This is a genomic window from Plectonema cf. radiosum LEGE 06105, assembly GCF_015207665.1.
Taxonomy (GTDB): domain Bacteria; phylum Cyanobacteriota; class Cyanobacteriia; order Cyanobacteriales; family Nostocaceae; genus Rivularia; species Rivularia radiosa_A.
The window spans coordinates 1-15,932 of sequence record NZ_JADEWL010000002.1 but is presented as its reverse complement, the minus strand read 5'-3'; the positions used below and the strand labels follow the sequence as shown (position 1 = coordinate 15,932).

Sequence of the window (15,932 nt, the reverse complement as noted above, 5' to 3'; positions counted from 1 at the left end):
CAACGCCGACAAGTCGCCGGTACGGGAGCCGATTCTCGGCGGGCAGAAAGGCCATAGGCGTTCCCCTGTCAAATTCAAACAAATTTACCGTATAAGTCATATGCATCAGCCTTGTCTATTTTTACCGGCACAATCGCCCCTAAGCAGGCTTCTCCACGAACATATACCTGTCCGTCTACCTCCGGCGCAAATCTAGCAGAACGACCTATTAGTTCTCCCGTAATCGGATTTTCTTGCTCAATTAACACATCAACTATTTTGCCAATTTCAAGTTGGTTTTTCTTCCCAGAAATTGGCTGCTGAATTTCCATTAGTGTATCTCGCCGCTCATCCATGATTTGTTGCGGCAGCTGGTCTGGCAAGTTGTACGCTTCTGTTCCTTCCTCCGCTGAAAAAGTGAAAACACCTACATGATCAAATTCATGACGTTTGACAAACTCACACAGATGATTAAAATGCTCGTCTGTCTCCCCAGGAAAACCCACAATGAACGTTGTTCGCAGCACGGCATTTGGTAACGCCTGTTTTATGCGTTCAATGACTGCATCGTTCACCTGTCCTTGCCAGGGACGATTCATGGTACGAAGAATTTCAGGATGGGAATGCTGCAATGGTAAATCTAAGTAAGGCAAAACATTTGGTGTTTCTTTTATCGCCGCAATTACATCTGGGGTTAATCCCGTTGGATAAGCATAGTGCATTCTAATCCACGGTATATCTACCTTGCCCAGACCGCGCAACAATTCTGCCAACTGAGGTTTATTGTAAATATCTATACCGTAATTTGTCGTAATTTGGGAAATTAATATAATCTCCTGTACTCCTTGAGATGCCAAATGCTCTGCTTCTGCGACAATTGATTCAATAGTACGCGAACGTTGCTTTCCCCGTAGATGAGGAATTATACAAAATGCACATCGATAATCACACCCTTCCGCGACCCTTAAATAAGCGACACCTTCTGAAGTTGTCCGATAGCGAGGCGTTGTTTCATCGGCAATAAAGGTAGGCTCGGCACTTACTTGCTTGACACGTTCACCAAGCTGGGTTCGCTCAATTACATTGACGATTTTATTGTAATCGCCTGTACCTACTACGGCTACTGCCTCTGGCAACTCTTCTAGTAATTGCTCTTGAAAATGCTGCGCCATGCAGCCAGTAATCACTATTTTCTTATCCGCTTCTGCTAATTCTACTAGAGTTTTAACAGATTCTTCTCGCGCTGCTGCGATAAAACTACAAGTATTGACAATAACGTAATCTGCTAATTCTTCATTACAATCTACGCTGTAACCTGCTTCTACAAGCAGACCGAGCATATGCTCTGTATCAATTCTATTTTTCTCGCAGCCTAGGTGAGAAATTGCAATTGTTGGCTTATCACCCATATTATAAAAGATATTTTGCTGTTTCGAGCTAAAGGTTTCTATTCTTAAGCAATATACACCCACATTAGGTAAAACATCATTTCGACCTTACCTAAAATTTATTCATTCTCCATAGACCTAAAACAGCTTTTAAATCTGTTATTGAATCTATTTAACTTTATTTAGATATTGTTAATTTATGGTATTTTACATTACCTCAGTCCGTAAACAACACGCTCATTTGCTCGTTAGGAAGCAGCCGAATAATATCGGCTTTTGTAGAGAAGTCGCTACCCTAAAGGAAATCGCAGGCTGAGTTACGCTTTGGCATTTTCCCGAACGATTGCCTGTATCTGTGGCAGACCATACACTATTCTAGGTAAAGCTGCAAGCCGCAGGAATTTGAGCGGCAGACTCCTCTTGTATCACTTGTTATCTTAACATATCTTATGAAATTTTTGATGTCAATTTACATCTATTGGGGGAGGTCTTTGAGATTTTTTACCTCTCTTTAAATAAGGAAAAGGATTCAAGTCATTTCAAGCAAAGGTTTTCAGGCTTACAGTAATTGATAAATCTGGGAGATTGTACCATTGAGGAATTATTGGTCAAGAGATGACGGTAATCCAGGTAAAATAGTCTTTGTGTGTTTTTTGCTTGGGTAAAACCCAAACTTATGGTACGAATCGCTGAGCATACTGGTTGATTCCCGGACTAGACTGTAAGCACATTATTTTTTGATTCCTGCGAGTCAAACATGATACACGATAATATCGATTGTAGCAACTAAGGTTACTTTATTATCAGGTGACATTTACCTTCAAGTCGGGAAACCACATAAAGTCCGTAAAAGAAAAAGACGTGGATCTATATCAGTTATTTAAAACCCGAAGACCAATTATTGGTGTGGTTCATCTGTTACCACTGCCTACCTCACCGCGCTGGGGAGGTAGTCTCAAAGCCATTATTGACCGTGCCGAACAAGAAGCAGTCGCCCTTGCTAGCGGGGGAATTGATGGTATTATTGTCGAGAATTTTTTTGATGCCCCGTTTACCAAGAGTCAGGTAGACCCGGCGATTGTCAGTGCCATGACTATTGTAGTACAGCGCATACAAAATCTTGTAACTGTACCCATCGGCTTGAATGTGTTAAGGAATGATGCCAGAAGTGCGATCGCGATCGCGAGTTGTACCCAAGCTGAATTTATCCGGGTTAATGTGCTAACGGGAGTAATGGCAACAGACCAAGGATTAATTGAAGGAGAAGCGCATCAAGTACTCAGATACCGGCGAGAATTAGGCTCTGATGTGAAAATTCTTGCGGATGTGTTGGTGAAGCACGCTCGTCCGTTGGGTTCGGTTAATTTAACGAATGCCGTTGAAGATACAATTGAGCGGGGATTGGCGGATGGAGTGATTTTATCGGGTTGGGCTACAGGTAATCCTCCCAATCCTGAAGATTTGGAATTAGCATCGAGAGCAGCGAAAGGGACTCCGGTATTTGTTGGTAGTGGGGCGAGTTGGGATAATATTGCTACACTAATGCAAGCTGCGGATGGTGTAATTGTTTCGAGTTCTTTGAAACGTCACGGGAATCGCCACCAAACTATAGATCCAATCCGTGTCAGCCAGTTTGTAGAAGCTGCTCGGTCTAATTTTAATTCCAAAGGTCAAACCGAATCAATTTCTTCTCTGAAGCTACATTCTTAACAACGGAAATTGGGAATTGTAGTGGTTAGCAATTGTAGTAGTTAGTAATGGTCATTCAACAAGCAAAACAATAATATTGATTGTATGGCAATGGTCATATTGGCTAGGACATCATCTTTTGTTGTTAAGGGAATAGGAAACTCTTGACAGGCAAATGTCCTAAAAATTGTGGCTAACGCTATATTGTCTGAATTACCGTCATCGTTACTTCTTTTTAGTGAAGTTAGCTAAACTTAATTTCGGTTCTTGCAGCATCCGTTAGTTTTAACTAAATTAAGCTATAAGATATCAGGTTTTAATTGCTAGTGTTATGGAGATTGAGAATATAACATCCGAGTTTATTCCCTATTTCCGATTTATTATTCCCAATTAATAATGTTTTAGCTTATGATTCGTCGTCGTTCTACTCCTTGGATTCATCGCTTCTCGCGTTTACTAATCGCAGGAATCGCTTCCTGTGGCGCTTTAGTAACTGGTTATCTAACCATCGTTAAGTTGAGCGGAGGAGAAGCTGCTTGTACCGCTTCCTCTGCAACTGCCGGTTCTGCTGCTGGATGTAACAGTGTTCTTTCTAGCCCTTGGGCTACAATTCTCGGACAACCACTAGCTTTGTTCGGCTTTCTGGCATATTTTAGTATGCTAGTATTTGCTCTGGCACCTTTGCTTTTCAAAAGCGGAGAAAATAAAGAACAGCGTCAGAAGTTAGAAAACTTAACATGGATGTTTTTGCTAATTGGCTCAATTTCCATGACGGTTTTCAGCAGCTATTTAATGTATGTGTTATTTAGCCAAATCAAAACTATTTGTCCTTACTGTATTGCATCGGCTCTATTTTCTTTAACGATGCTGGTATTAACTATTATTGGTCGTAGTTGGGAAGATATAGGACAAATTTTCTTTACTGCAATTATTGTCGGAATGGTAACGCTGATTGGGACATTAGGTGTTTATGCTGGTGTCACTCCTAATGGAACTGCTGCTCAAACTGATTCTAGTCAAGGTGGAGCAATTAATTTTGTTCCGCAACAAAATCCAATACCGGGAGTTGGTTGGGAAGTTACTACCACTTCTGGGGAAGCAGAAATAGCCTTAGCTCGTCATCTTAAAGAAATTGGAGCTATGGAATATATTGCTTGGTGGTGTCCTCATTGTCACGACCAAAAGCTATTATTTGGTAAGGAAGCCTACAAAGAAGTACCTCATATAGATTGCGCTCCTGCGGATAATCCCAACAATATAAAACCTGAGTGTAAAGCAGCTGGTATTGAAAGTTATCCCACTTGGAAAATTAAGGGTAAAACCTATACTGGAGCGCAAAATCTTCAAGAGTTAGCTAAAGCCTCCGGTTATAAAGGTCCGACTAATTTCAAGTATTATCTAAATCGTTGAAATAGTTAGATCAATTTGAATTTGTAAAATCAAGTCCAAACAGTCAACCGAAGTATCTACTTCTGTTGGCTTTTTTATTTTCCATATCTGTTTTTATTGCGATCGCGCTTTGGTTATTCTGATTATCCCTGGTGGAGTCCTATGGGTGGCAAGTCGGGTTTTGATCAAATTTGTCAGCTTGTTTACAGATACTTATTCTAAAAATCCAACTTCTGTAAAAGCAGGGAACAGGCAACAGATAACTCTTAACGGGAAAATGTCCTAACAATTGTGGCTACTGCTATTTTAGCCTAAATTTTGTTTTCACAAACACAATTAGAATTTAATGTATAAAAACAATATTTATCTGTTCTGCTAGATAAGTTAAAGTACTTAAAAATCCCCAAGTAGAAAATATTTGTAAGCCATGTCAGCAAAGGAATAAAATCAGATTATTCAGTAATTTACATTTAATTGTAAAATAAAATTTTTTACAGACTGATATAAATGATTAGCCTATAACTAGATAGTATAGGGAAACTAAAATTCACATACAAACATCAATAATTTAATATTTAGCACTTGCCGATAGTATGTTTCTGTAAGTACCCTTTTATTATGTAACATCAGTAGTTGTACTAAGCAAATACTTATAGTTACTTTAAAACCTCCTGTTGCTTCATAGATATAATTACCGTCATTAAATACAGAGCTAAGTAAGTTTTTCTCATGAACCATATTCAGCAAGAAGATTTTTGAGGATTTGAGTAAACAGTTAATTACATCCAATTAAATGAATTTAATCCAGATATTCGATTGAAATTGACCAAAATCCCTAAATACAAAGTATAGTTAGCATCCTAACTGTATTAATTATTTAGCAAATGATTAACTTGACAATTTTTCTCCCGAACGGGTAATGGGAATAAGAAAAAAGCTAGGCAAAGATTTACAAAAATCTATCTTTGTACTGCAAAAAAAACTTTTCAAAAGACACAGAGAATTAATAACGGCTTCCAGCGTAGTATTTTGCATACTTGTATTGCGTTGGTTAGGGTTATTGCAATCTTTAGAATGGACTGCTTTAGACCAATTCTTTCAATTACGTCCAATTGAAAGATATCAAGAGCGGATTACCATAGTGGCTATAGATGAAGCTTCTTTGCAAGAATTAGGTTCTTGGCCAGTTTCTGATCGTAAAGTTGCTGAATTATTACAAAAAATCAAAGCTTATCAACCTCGTGCAATTGGTTTAGATATTTATCGAGATTTACCAGTATCAATTGGTAATGAAAATCTGGAAAAAATATTTAAATCAACACCGAATTTAGTTGGCATTGAACTACTCTCAGATAATCAAAATGACCGCGTTCGTCCACCATCTATATTAAGTCAAAAAAACCAAGTAGGTTTTAATAATGTGGTAGTGGATAGTGACGGTAAAGTTCGTCGTGGTTTGCTGTATTTACATATTGATAATAATGCATATGAAAGCTTTGCTTTAAAATTGGCGCGACTGTATTTAAAATCTGAGGGTATTACACCTAAAAGAGCCAAAAATTCTAACTATTTACAATTGGGTAAAGCTACATTTACTAGATTTCAACATAATGACGGTGGCTACGTCAAAGCTGATGATGGTGGTTATCAATTTTTATCTAATTTTTCCAAACCTGCTTGTCAAGAAAGCTGTGATGGTAAATCTTATGGTTTTCGCAAAATATCTTTAAGAAAAGTATTAAATGGAGAGGTACCTAAAAGTTGGATTAAAGACCGTATCGTGCTAATTGGTTCTACTGCACCCAGTTTACAGGATTTAAAACTAACTCCATACTCTAGTAGTTTTATGAGCAAAGAACCTAAGTCTATACCTGGTGTAGAATTACAAGCTTATTTTACCCATGAAATTATTTCCGCTGCTCTTGAAGGAAGGAAATTACTTAAAGTATGGTCTGAACTTATGGAATGTTTATGGATTGGAATTTGGGCTTATGTAGGGGCAATAACTAGATGGCGAATTAGAAGTTCAAGTACTAATTTATTATTAATATTAGTTTTCAGTTTTGTGTTAACAGTTAGTGCGTATTTTTTCTTTTTAAAAGGTTGGTGGATACCGCTGATTCCGGCGTTAATAACTTATATTATTTCTGTGATTTTTATTACTGGTCAAATCGCTCATTCCCAAGAAGAATTTAAGCGTTCTAGGGAGTTTTTAGGACAAGTTATTAATACAGTCGCTGACCCTATTTATGTTAAAAATGAAAAGCATCAATGGATTGTTTTAAACGATGCTTACTGTGAGTTGATTGGCTGTCCTAAAAACAAGTTAATTGATAAATTGGATTATGATTTTTTCCCGAAAAATGAAGCTGATGATTTTAGAAAAAAAGATGACTATGTTTTCCGCACTCAAAAATTATTAGAACACGAAGAAGAATTTACAGATGTGAATGGTGAACTTCATCTCATTGCCACTAAACGTTCCCTGCATAAAGATGCTGCTGGTAACTTATTCTTAGTGGGAGTTATTCGTGATATTACCAAACGTAAACTTCTGGAAGAACAACTTAAGCGTACTGCCGATGAATTATCTCGTTCTAATAATGAATTAAAACTTCAAGAAGACCATTTGCGTTATATCGCTTATCACGATGCTCTTACCGGATTACCTAATCGTAAAGCTTTTGCAGAAGAACTTCATGAATCTTTATCTTGGGCAAAAAACGGTAATTATTTACTCGCATTACTATTTTTAGATTTAGATGGTTTTAAACAAGTAAATGATACTTTAGGACATGAAATGGGCGACCTTTTATTAGTAACAGTTGCTCAACGACTCAACAATTGTTTGCGTGGTAGCGATACTGTTTCCCGTTTGGGTGGGGACGAATTTACAATCATTTTACGTCGGATTCCCAACCCAAAAGTTGCTGCTAAAATAGCTGACAAAATTCTCACAAGTATCACAGAATCAATTAGTTTACAAGGTCATACTGCTAAAATTTCCGCTAGTATCGGTATTAGTATTTATCCATATACTGCTTACAATTCAGAAACATTACTTAAGCAAGCGGATGCTGCGATGTATCGTGCGAAGCATCTCGGTAAAAATCGCTATGAATTTGCTCAATCTTGATTAATTTGATCGCGAGCAGCTTGTAAAGCCTTGCTTACTTGTTCAAAACCTGTTCCACCGTAACTATTGCGTGCAGCAACTACTTGACGAGGTGATATTGCTTCATAGATATCATTTTCAAACTTGGGATGGAGTTGCTTCCATTCGGATAAACTCAAATCTTTAAGAAGTTTACCTGCTGCAATACTGGTTTTCACTACCTTACCTACGAGATTATAAGCTTCTCGGAAGGGAACACCCCGCGCTGCTAGATAATCTGCTACATCGGTAGCATTAGAAAAATCCGACGCTACGGCTACTGCTAAACGGCGATCGCAAAATTCTAAACCTTCTCGTAGTAAAATTGTCATTGCTTCTAAACAAGCTTTAACTGTATTTACCGCATCAAATAGACCTTCTTTATCTTCTTGTAGGTCTTTGTTATAAGCGAGTGGTAATCCTTTCATCATCACTAACATTGCTTGCAGATGACCGAATACTCTCCCAGTTTTACCCCGTACTAACTCCGGTACATCAGGATTTTTCTTTTGAGGCATAATACTCGAACCTGTCGCGCAACTATCTTTGAGGGTGACAAAGCCAAATTCCTCAGAAGACCACAAAATTACCTCTTCGGACAAACGGCTCAGATGAACCATGATTAAACTAGCTGCACTCAAAAATTCAATCGCAAAATCGCGATCGCTAACACCATCAAGGCTATTATCATAAACTTTGTCAAAATGCAATAGTTGGGCGCTGTAATGTCTATCAATGGGAAAAGTAGTTCCGGCTAAAGCACCGCATCCCAAAGGTGAAATATTTACACGGCGATACACATCTCCAAGTCGTTCCCAATCTCGTTGTGTCATCTGGAAATAAGCTAACAGATGATGAGCCAGACTTACAGGTTGAGCGCGTTGTAAATGAGTGTAACCGGGAATCAAAGTTTCAACATTTTGTTCGGCAATATCAACCAAAACAGTTTGAAATTCCCGAATTAAATTTTGAATTTGCTGAATTTGTGCGCGTAAATAAAGTCTTGTATCCGTACCTACTTGGTCATTACGAGAACGTCCCGTATGCAGCTTTTTCCCGACATCACCAACTATTTCTACCAAACGATGTTCAACGGCAAAATGTACATCTTCCGAATCGACACCTGGGTTAAAATTACCTTGGCGGTATTCTTGGCGAATTTGTTCTAAACCAGTAACTAACTGCTCTCCTTCTTCAGAAGAAATAATGCCACATTTCGCCAACATTTTGGCATGAGCCTGAGAACCAGTTAAATCATATTCAATTAATTCAATATCAAAATGGATACTGGCATTAAAGCGAGCAATAGTAGGATGTAACGCTGATTCAAATCGCTGACTCCAAGTTTGTTGTTGTGTCATAAAAGTTAGTTGACAGTTGACAGTTGACAGTTGACAGTTAATTGAGTAATTGGTAATGGTCGCGTTCCCCTGAACCTTAAACCTTAAACCTTAAACCTTAAACCTTAAACCTTAAACCTTAAACCTTTGACCTTTAACCTGTTAACCATAGCTTGTCAAATTACGAATCAAATAACCAACGACTAATCCAATTAAAAGCGCCCATACTTGACCTGTTTCGACAAAGTTATTAAAAGCTTTTTGCAGTTGACCCAAAAGGTCGGGGTCGGAAATATTTTGAGCTAATACAGTCCAGTTTACAGGTATTTGGCTAGTCGCATTAACAGTATTTGAGAATAAAATAGTCGTCCAAAAACTGAGAGCAAATCCACCCAAAATTGACCAAAGTTTCATTTTTAACTTATTTATTGGTTAGTATCACCGTGATATCCCAAATATATAAATTATGCCATCCGTAATTTCTCGGCTGAACGCAAAATTTGTCCTGCTAAAACGGCTGCACCAAATCCATTATCGATATTCACGACTCCGATACCCGCAGCACAAGAGTTGAGCATTGTTAATAAAGCTGATAAACCACCAAAATTTGCACCGTAACCAATACTGGTGGGAACGGCAATTACGGGAGAGTCTGCTAAACCGGCGACAACACTTGGTAAAGCACCTTCCATTCCCGCGACAACAATTAATACCGTCGCTGATTCAATTACGTGGCGATTATTTAACAAGCGGTGAATTCCCGCAACTCCCACATCCCATAACCGCTGTACCTGAAAACCAAAAAGTTCCGCAGTAACTGCGGCTTCTTCGGCAACTGCTAAATCAGCAGTTCCAGCAGAAATAATTCCAATATTACCGGAATATCGAACTTCAATATTAGGAGGTGCGATCGCGCAGATTTTTGCAGATCCGTAATAACGCAATCCCTTAACTTTGGATTCTAGAATCGTGTAAACATCCGGAGTGATGCGAGTAGCCATAACAACTTGATTTTGTAAACGCATCACCTCGATAATGCGAGCAATTTGTTCAGGAGTTTTACCCAAACCCCAGATTACTTCCGGGAAACCAGTTCTTAAAGAGCGATGATGGTCAATTTTGGCAAACTCTTCTACAGATTCATAAGCTAAATCTTTTAATTGTAAAAACGCTGCGTCGGTTGATAAATTACCACTAGCAACGGCATTTAATAGAGATTGGAGAGCTTTTTCCGAAGTCATAGAGGAGAGGGTAATGGGTAATGGGTAATGGGTAATGGGTAATGGGTAATGGGTAATGGGTAATGGGGAGATAAGGAGAGAAAGGGAACGATTTATCAGCTATTTGTAGTGGAAGCCGAACGGCTCTCTAGTTGTTTATTCTATGTCCAATTACCAATTACCAATTACCAATTACCAATTCCTATTCTTCTGTTATTTTAATTTCGTGAAGATTCCAAAAAGCACCGCCAATAGCATTATATTGGATGCCTTCAAACTTATTACGGATGGCTGATAGTGAAAGAGGATTGACTAAGTAAATAAAAGGTAAGTTTTCTTGAGTAATTCGTTGAGTTTCTGCGTATATTTCCTTGACTTTAGCTTCGTCTAATTCTTGTGTAGCTTGGACATAAAGCCTTGCAATCTCGGCTTCCCAAGGACTAACTTCCCAACCTTCAATGGGTTTTTGTCCGGGTTGGGGTTTTTGATTAAACATATGCAAACCACCTTCGGGTTTCCATACATTGGCACCATCATTTGGTTCCAAACCACCTGTTAAACCAAGTAATGCCATCTCAAAGTCCAAGCTATTCGATATTTTATCTAAATAAGTGTTCCAAGCAAGAGGTGTAAAGTCAACTTGAATACCAATTTTACTCAAGTCTCCTTTAATTTGCGCTCCCATAGCTTCGCGAATTTTGTTACCAGAATTCGTTAATAAAGTGAAGCGGACGCGATTTCCTGCATCGTCTAATAATTGACCTTGAGAATTAAATTTAAATCCGGCTTTTTTGAGTAATTCTCTGGCTTTATCCAAGTTGTAATCGTAGACTTTTAATCCTTTTTCTGGAGGAAGGTAATAAGGGCTTTGTACAGAAATCGGCGAATTTTGCGTTTGACCTAAACCTTGAAATGTGTTGTTAATCATGGTTTGACGGTCGATAGCGTAGGCTACAGCTTGACGAAATTCCTTATTGTTAAACCATTTTGATTTTACGGGATTAATTAAAGGTTTACCGTTTCTTTTACCCTTATTTAAATTAAAAAACACAAAAGATGTACCAGTTGCCGGACCACCGTTGTATATTTTAAAATTACCGCGCTTTTCTTCTCGTTTGAGTAAAGAAAAGTAATCTGGAGTGACTCCTATAGAATCTAAACTACCGGAACGAAATTGTAGTAAGGAAGTATCTTGAGATTCAACAATTTCCCAATTTACTTTTTCGATATAAGGTTGGGGATTGCGCCAGTAATTGGGATTACGCTCAAATATAACTCGCTGAGTAGTATTGTAACGTCCTAATTTATAAAGACCATTAGTGACAATCTGGTCAACAGGAGTATCAACACCCCATTTTTGTAGAAATAACGGCTTTCCTTCTCCATCTTTTTTTTCTACTGATTCTCGTAAGGCATGAGCGGGTAAAATAGGAGTCGTCATATTTTGCAAGAAAGGTCGGAAAGGTTCTGGTAAAATGAATTCTATCCGCCGTTGATCGAGTTTTTTCACCTTGGGTAATTGACCGCTTTCACCGATTTTAAAAGCATCTTTAACATCAGTGGGAATTTCGTGATTAAAATAAATGTCATTGTAAGTAAATGCGACATCTTCTGCGGTTAAAGGTTTACCATCAGACCACTTCAAATTCTCACGTAAGGTGAAAACAAACCGCAATCCGTCATCAGAAATGTCCCAAGATTGGGCTAAAGTTGGCTCAATCTCTCCAGTTATACTGTTTTGAGTAGTTAAACCTTCAAAAGTATAAGGGAAAATATTAGGTGATTCTTGAGACAGAGCATAATTAAATGTTTTCGGGTCGCTTAGAGTACTAAGTATTAACTGTGGTGTTCTTTGTGCGGCTTCGGTTTTAAAATTAGCTGGGTTGCAAGCGGTAACCAAGAGTGCTGTGATAGTTGCCAGAATCATTGGTAAACGCAAACGCCGAAAGTTGGGGAAAATGCAAGGATTTCTGAACATTTAGGTAGATATACGAATAGTTATATAGATTGTGATTTTAACTAACCGAGTCCGGTTTTGTATCTAATTAAAGTAATTGATATTGGTGTTTTGTCAAATCTCTATAACTTTACCTTTACCAAATTCTTTCGATAAATAACGCGATCGCCCTTTTTATGGGAGATAATATGAACCAAACACCGAAAGTCCCTTACAATAGTTCAGGCAGAGCAAGCCAGGAAAACAGTATATGCGAGTAAGACAGGAAACTTTTGATACCTATTGGCGATTCGCTACCCTGCGTCAGGAAATATTTTTTAACAAATTGAAGAATGTACCACCACCTTGGACGAGTGACCCTATTCTTAATACTTATAAGTTTTGTAACGCTTATCGAGTGAGCGATCGCGTTTCCCAATATCTGATTAAAAACGTAATTTACGATGATAATAGGAGTCAAAATGAAGAAGAAGTCCTATGCAGAATATTACTATTTAAAATTTTCAACAAAATAGAAACTTGGAAATATTTAGAAAATAGGATAGGAGATTATATTACATTATCTAATTTTGATTTTAACCTATATTCAAAAATATTAGAAGAGGCGATGGATTCGGGATATGCCATTTATACTAGTGCATATATGTCTTGTGCCAGCAAAGAATTCGGTTATGAAAAGAAGCACCAGAATCATCTGGCATTAATTCAAAAGATGATTTTTAAAGATAAAGTAATTACTCGCATTGTCAAAGCCAAAACACTTGAAGGAGTTTTTTCTATTATTCAAGAATATCCGCTACTTGGTAAATTTATGGCTTACCAATTAGCAACAGATATTAATTATAGCGAAATTGTAGACTTTGACGACAATAGCTTTACCATAGCAGGTCCTGGTGCTGAACGTGGTATCGACAAATGTTTTCTTGATACTGGTGGTAAAACTTACAGTGATATCATTCATTGGATGACTGAAAACCAAGAACAGGAATTTCAACGTTTGGGATTGAATTTTCAATCACTCTGGGGTCGTCCCTTACAGGCTATAGACTGTCAAAATCTTTTTTGTGAAACAGATAAATATTGCCGAGAAGCATTTCCTAATTTAAAAAGCAATCGTAAAAAGATAAAATCAAAGTTTACTGTAACACCTCAACCAATAGATTATTTTTATCCGCCAAAATGGCGTATAAACGATAAAGTTAAAAAATTTTTAGCCCAAAGACTACCAAATTTAGAGCCTCACAAGCAGCAAATCATTGAGCTAAAATTTACTCCGAAACAGCGGAACATTAAGAAGACTAAGCCAGAGAATGAGAGTAATTATCAACAATTATCTTTGGAAGATACGATAATTGATAATTTATTAGCTCCTATAGGGAACAACATTCATCAGAGTGCAGACAATATATCAACACTAAAGAAAAAAAATCAGCAAGAAACTCAGTCTGGGCATAAAAAGAATAAAAACGCCCAGAAAGCACAAAATATAAAGACAGAACAATCTCAGCAATTGTGTCTATTCTAATCAAAGTAATTGTTTCTCAATAAAGTAACTTCTGACTTATAAATTTTATTAGTATGGAAAAATATGCTTGTATCGATGGAAATTACCGCTACATATTGGGGCGAAAATGGGATGAAAAGAAACCGCAGGTTACTTTTGTGATGCTTAACCCAAGTACCGCCGATGCTAACAAAAATGATAATACGCTTACTAAGTGTGTTAACTTTGCAAAAACTTGGGATTATGGTTCTCTTGAAGTAGTGAACCTATTTGCTTACCGTGCGACAGATCCAAATGAACTTTGTAAAGTATCTGACCCGATAGGTTCAAAAAATGATAATTATATTGAATTAGCAACAAAACACGCTGACTTAATTATTGTGGCTTGGGGCTGCGGTATGTATCCCAAAATTCAGAACCGCAATAAAGAAGTACTAAGTCTAATTTCTTCTAGTCAACAACCTCTTTATTGCTTGGGTTTAACAAAAGACGGACATCCATGCCATCCAAGACCTCTTGGATATAGTACACAAAGAATTCTTTTTCATCACACCTAATATAAAATTACGCTTCAAGAAAACTTTTGAATTTAGAGTTGATAACTCGGATAACAATTCGGTATATTTAATTTTTCTATTCTTTGTATAAATAGTGCCTTAATCGGAACTTAATACAAGGTGTAAAATTTAACTCGTAACTTCTAGTTTGAGTAAATAATGGATTTCCGCGAGTATCAAGAAAAAGCGTTGATAAGTGACCAAGTTCCGAAAGGAACTAAGAATGGAATTGTAGTGCCTTTACTTGGTTTGGTAGGTGAAGCAGGTTCGCTGCTTACAGAGTACAAAAAATACCTTCGTGATGGAGATTCTCATAAGCGTTTTAAGGCTTGTGTAGAAGAAGAACTGGGGGATTTGCTTTGGTATGTTGCGAATGTAGCAAGTAAATTTGACTTAGATTTAGAAAAAATTGCTGATAATAATTTAGAGAAGTGTCGCGACCGTTGGGGATGTAAAGATTTACAAATAGAAGCTAAAGCTACAGGCTACAACTTCGATAGAGAATTTCCAAAACACGAAAGGTTGCCAAGGCAATTGGAGGTAGAGATTACTGAAGTCAATAAAGATAACTCTGTAAAGATGAAGGCATTCATTGACGGAGAACAGATTGGGAATGACCTTACTGATAACTCCTACTTCACCGATGGTTATCGTTTTCATGACATTTTCCATCTTTCATATGCGGCTATTTTAGGTTGGTCGCCAGTTCTTCGCAGTAACTTAAAATGTAATGAAGTTAAACGTAAACGTAAAAGCAATCCCCGTGTTGATGAAGTAGAAGATGGGGGACGTGCAATAGCAATTGAGGAAGGTATATCAGCACTTGTATTCGCTTATGCCAAGGATCATAATTTTTTAGAAGGCGTTTGTGCAGTAGATGAACAACTTTTGAAAACTATAAAAAATATGACATCGCACTTAGAAGTCTCTCAGTGTTCCCCAAATGATTGGCAGAAAGCAATCCTTATGGGCTACGAAGTATGGCGACAAGTGGACAAAAATAGGGGAGGAATGGTATTTGTTGACCTTGATGGACGCTCCATAACTTATCAAATTGGTGGTAGACACCAAAAGTAAAGTTACAAAATTATAACCAAAGACAAGCTTTCACTTGATTTATTACCTTTGACGATCACGGTGAAGGCGCTCCCATATCCCCAATCAAATGTCAGTCGATGTTTAGCCTTGTTTAGTGATTGAATAAAGGGCTAAAGCCCTTACTACTAACTTATCTAATTAACAAAACAACAGCATAAGCACAAATCCCTTTTTCTTCACCAACGGGACCTAATTTTTCATTAGTAGTGGCTTTGACACCAACTTGATTTGGCTCGATTTGCAAAACACCGGCTAACTTTTCGCGCATTTTTTCAATATGGGGTTTTAACTTAGGACGTTCTGCTACTATTACCGAATCAATATTACCGACTCGCCAACCTTGTGCTTGAATTAAATTATTAACTTGATCTAAAAGCATTAAACTATCAGCACCAGCCCATTGGGGATCACTAGGGGGAAAGTAATGTCCAATATCTCCCAAAGAAAGCGCTCCTAACATTGCGTCCATAATCGCATGAGTCAGGACATCAGCATCACTATGTCCCAATAAGCCTAAAAAATGAGGAATTTCCACACCACCCAAAATCAACCGACGCTCGGTAGTTAAGCGATGGATATCATAGCCATTTCCAATACGAATATTCATACAATTTTAGATTTTAGATTTTAAATTTTAGATTTTCTCCCCATCTCCCC

General features: G+C 37.7%; 12 protein-coding genes. 6 read left to right on the top strand and 6 right to left on the bottom strand.

Translation table 11 applies throughout. From position 1 onward, the window contains the following. Nucleotides 1–74 precede the first annotated feature (74 nt). Nucleotides 75–1,388, bottom strand: a complete 1,314-nt coding sequence (gene rimO / locus IQ247_RS00685) for a 30S ribosomal protein S12 methylthiotransferase RimO (protein ID WP_193915806.1) — start codon at nt 1,386–1,388, stop codon at nt 75–77. An 840-nt stretch (nt 1,389–2,228) separates the two neighbouring features. Between rimO and btpA the strand changes: the two genes are divergently transcribed. From btpA to IQ247_RS00670, 3 genes are all read left to right on the top strand, one after another. Continuing rightward, nucleotides 2,229–3,077, top strand: coding sequence for a photosystem I biogenesis protein BtpA (btpA, locus tag IQ247_RS00680; RefSeq protein WP_193915803.1), 849 nt, complete (start codon nt 2,229–2,231; stop codon nt 3,075–3,077). Between the two features lie 387 nt (nt 3,078–3,464). Beyond that, nucleotides 3,465–4,466, top strand: coding sequence for a vitamin K epoxide reductase family protein (locus tag IQ247_RS00675; RefSeq protein ID WP_193915800.1), 1,002 nt, complete (start codon nt 3,465–3,467; stop codon nt 4,464–4,466). Nucleotides 4,467–5,364: 898 nt separating this feature from the next. Next, complete coding sequence (locus IQ247_RS00670; RefSeq protein WP_193915797.1) at nt 5,365–7,581, top strand: CHASE2 domain-containing protein; 2,217 nt, start codon at nt 5,365–5,367, stop codon at nt 7,579–7,581. Here the strand turns inward: IQ247_RS00670 and argH are convergent. From argH to IQ247_RS00650, 4 genes are all read right to left on the bottom strand, one after another. Continuing rightward, nucleotides 7,572–8,960 (bottom strand): argininosuccinate lyase, encoded by a 1,389-nt coding sequence (gene argH / locus IQ247_RS00665; RefSeq protein WP_193915794.1) that lies wholly within the window; start codon nt 8,958–8,960, stop codon nt 7,572–7,574. The two genes, IQ247_RS00670 and argH, sit on opposite strands and share 10 nt — an antisense overlap. 141 nt (nt 8,961–9,101) lie before the next feature. Continuing rightward, a complete protein-coding gene (locus tag IQ247_RS00660) occupies nt 9,102–9,353 on the bottom strand; it encodes a hypothetical protein (protein ID WP_228059372.1) in 252 nt (83 codons plus the stop codon). Between the two features lie 50 nt (nt 9,354–9,403). Continuing rightward, on the bottom strand, nt 9,404–10,180 hold the full coding sequence (larB, locus tag IQ247_RS00655; protein WP_193915792.1) for a nickel pincer cofactor biosynthesis protein LarB: 777 nt from the start codon (nt 10,178–10,180) through the stop codon (nt 9,404–9,406). A 181-nt stretch (nt 10,181–10,361) separates the two neighbouring features. Next, nucleotides 10,362–12,137, bottom strand: coding sequence for an ABC transporter substrate-binding protein (locus IQ247_RS00650; protein WP_193915790.1), 1,776 nt, complete (start codon nt 12,135–12,137; stop codon nt 10,362–10,364). Between the two features lie 229 nt (nt 12,138–12,366). On the opposite strand from IQ247_RS00650, the gene IQ247_RS00645 reads away from it, so the two are divergent. The 3 genes from IQ247_RS00645 (at nt 12,367) to IQ247_RS00635 (ending at nt 15,254) form a co-directional block, all read left to right on the top strand. Next, a complete protein-coding gene (locus IQ247_RS00645) occupies nt 12,367–13,641 on the top strand; it encodes a nucleotide kinase domain-containing protein (RefSeq protein WP_193915788.1) in 1,275 nt (424 codons plus the stop codon). 53 nt (nt 13,642–13,694) lie between these two features. Beyond that, the gene (locus IQ247_RS00640; protein WP_193915785.1) at nt 13,695–14,177 is read left to right on the top strand and encodes a DUF1643 domain-containing protein; all 483 of its coding nucleotides are present in this window, start codon (nt 13,695–13,697) and stop codon (nt 14,175–14,177) included. Nucleotides 14,178–14,336: 159 nt separating this feature from the next. Next, nucleotides 14,337–15,254: a nucleoside triphosphate pyrophosphohydrolase family protein gene (locus tag IQ247_RS00635; protein WP_193915782.1), complete on the top strand. Its 918-nt coding sequence runs from the start codon at nt 14,337–14,339 to the stop codon at nt 15,252–15,254. 151 nt (nt 15,255–15,405) lie between these two features. On the opposite strand, the gene ispF is transcribed toward IQ247_RS00635, so the two are convergent. Beyond that, the gene (gene ispF / locus IQ247_RS00630; protein ID WP_193915779.1) at nt 15,406–15,882 is read right to left on the bottom strand and encodes a 2-C-methyl-D-erythritol 2,4-cyclodiphosphate synthase; all 477 of its coding nucleotides are present in this window, start codon (nt 15,880–15,882) and stop codon (nt 15,406–15,408) included. Nucleotides 15,883–15,932 lie beyond the last annotated feature (50 nt).

Bases quoted from the DNA above. Each gene is read 5' to 3' on its own strand.
- rimO (WP_193915806.1), bottom strand. From the start codon at position 1,388: ATGGGTGATAAGCCAACAATTGCAATTTCTCACCTAGGCTGCGAGAAA.
- IQ247_RS00660 (WP_228059372.1), bottom strand. From the start codon at position 9,353: ATGAAACTTTGGTCAATTTTGGGTGGATTTGCTCTCAGTTTTTGGACG.
- IQ247_RS00650 (WP_193915790.1), bottom strand. From the start codon at position 12,137: ATGTTCAGAAATCCTTGCATTTTCCCCAACTTTCGGCGTTTGCGTTTA.
- ispF (WP_193915779.1), bottom strand. From the start codon at position 15,882: ATGAATATTCGTATTGGAAATGGCTATGATATCCATCGCTTAACTACC.
- IQ247_RS00645 (WP_193915788.1), top strand. From the start codon at position 12,367: ATGCGAGTAAGACAGGAAACTTTTGATACCTATTGGCGATTCGCTACC.
- IQ247_RS00635 (WP_193915782.1), top strand. From the start codon at position 14,337: ATGGATTTCCGCGAGTATCAAGAAAAAGCGTTGATAAGTGACCAAGTT.
- IQ247_RS00640 (WP_193915785.1), top strand. From the start codon at position 13,695: ATGGAAAAATATGCTTGTATCGATGGAAATTACCGCTACATATTGGGG.
- larB (WP_193915792.1), bottom strand. From the start codon at position 10,180: ATGACTTCGGAAAAAGCTCTCCAATCTCTATTAAATGCCGTTGCTAGT.
- IQ247_RS00675 (WP_193915800.1), top strand. From the start codon at position 3,465: ATGATTCGTCGTCGTTCTACTCCTTGGATTCATCGCTTCTCGCGTTTA.
- argH (WP_193915794.1), bottom strand. From the start codon at position 8,960: ATGACACAACAACAAACTTGGAGTCAGCGATTTGAATCAGCGTTACAT.
- IQ247_RS00670 (WP_193915797.1), top strand. From the start codon at position 5,365: ATGGGAATAAGAAAAAAGCTAGGCAAAGATTTACAAAAATCTATCTTT.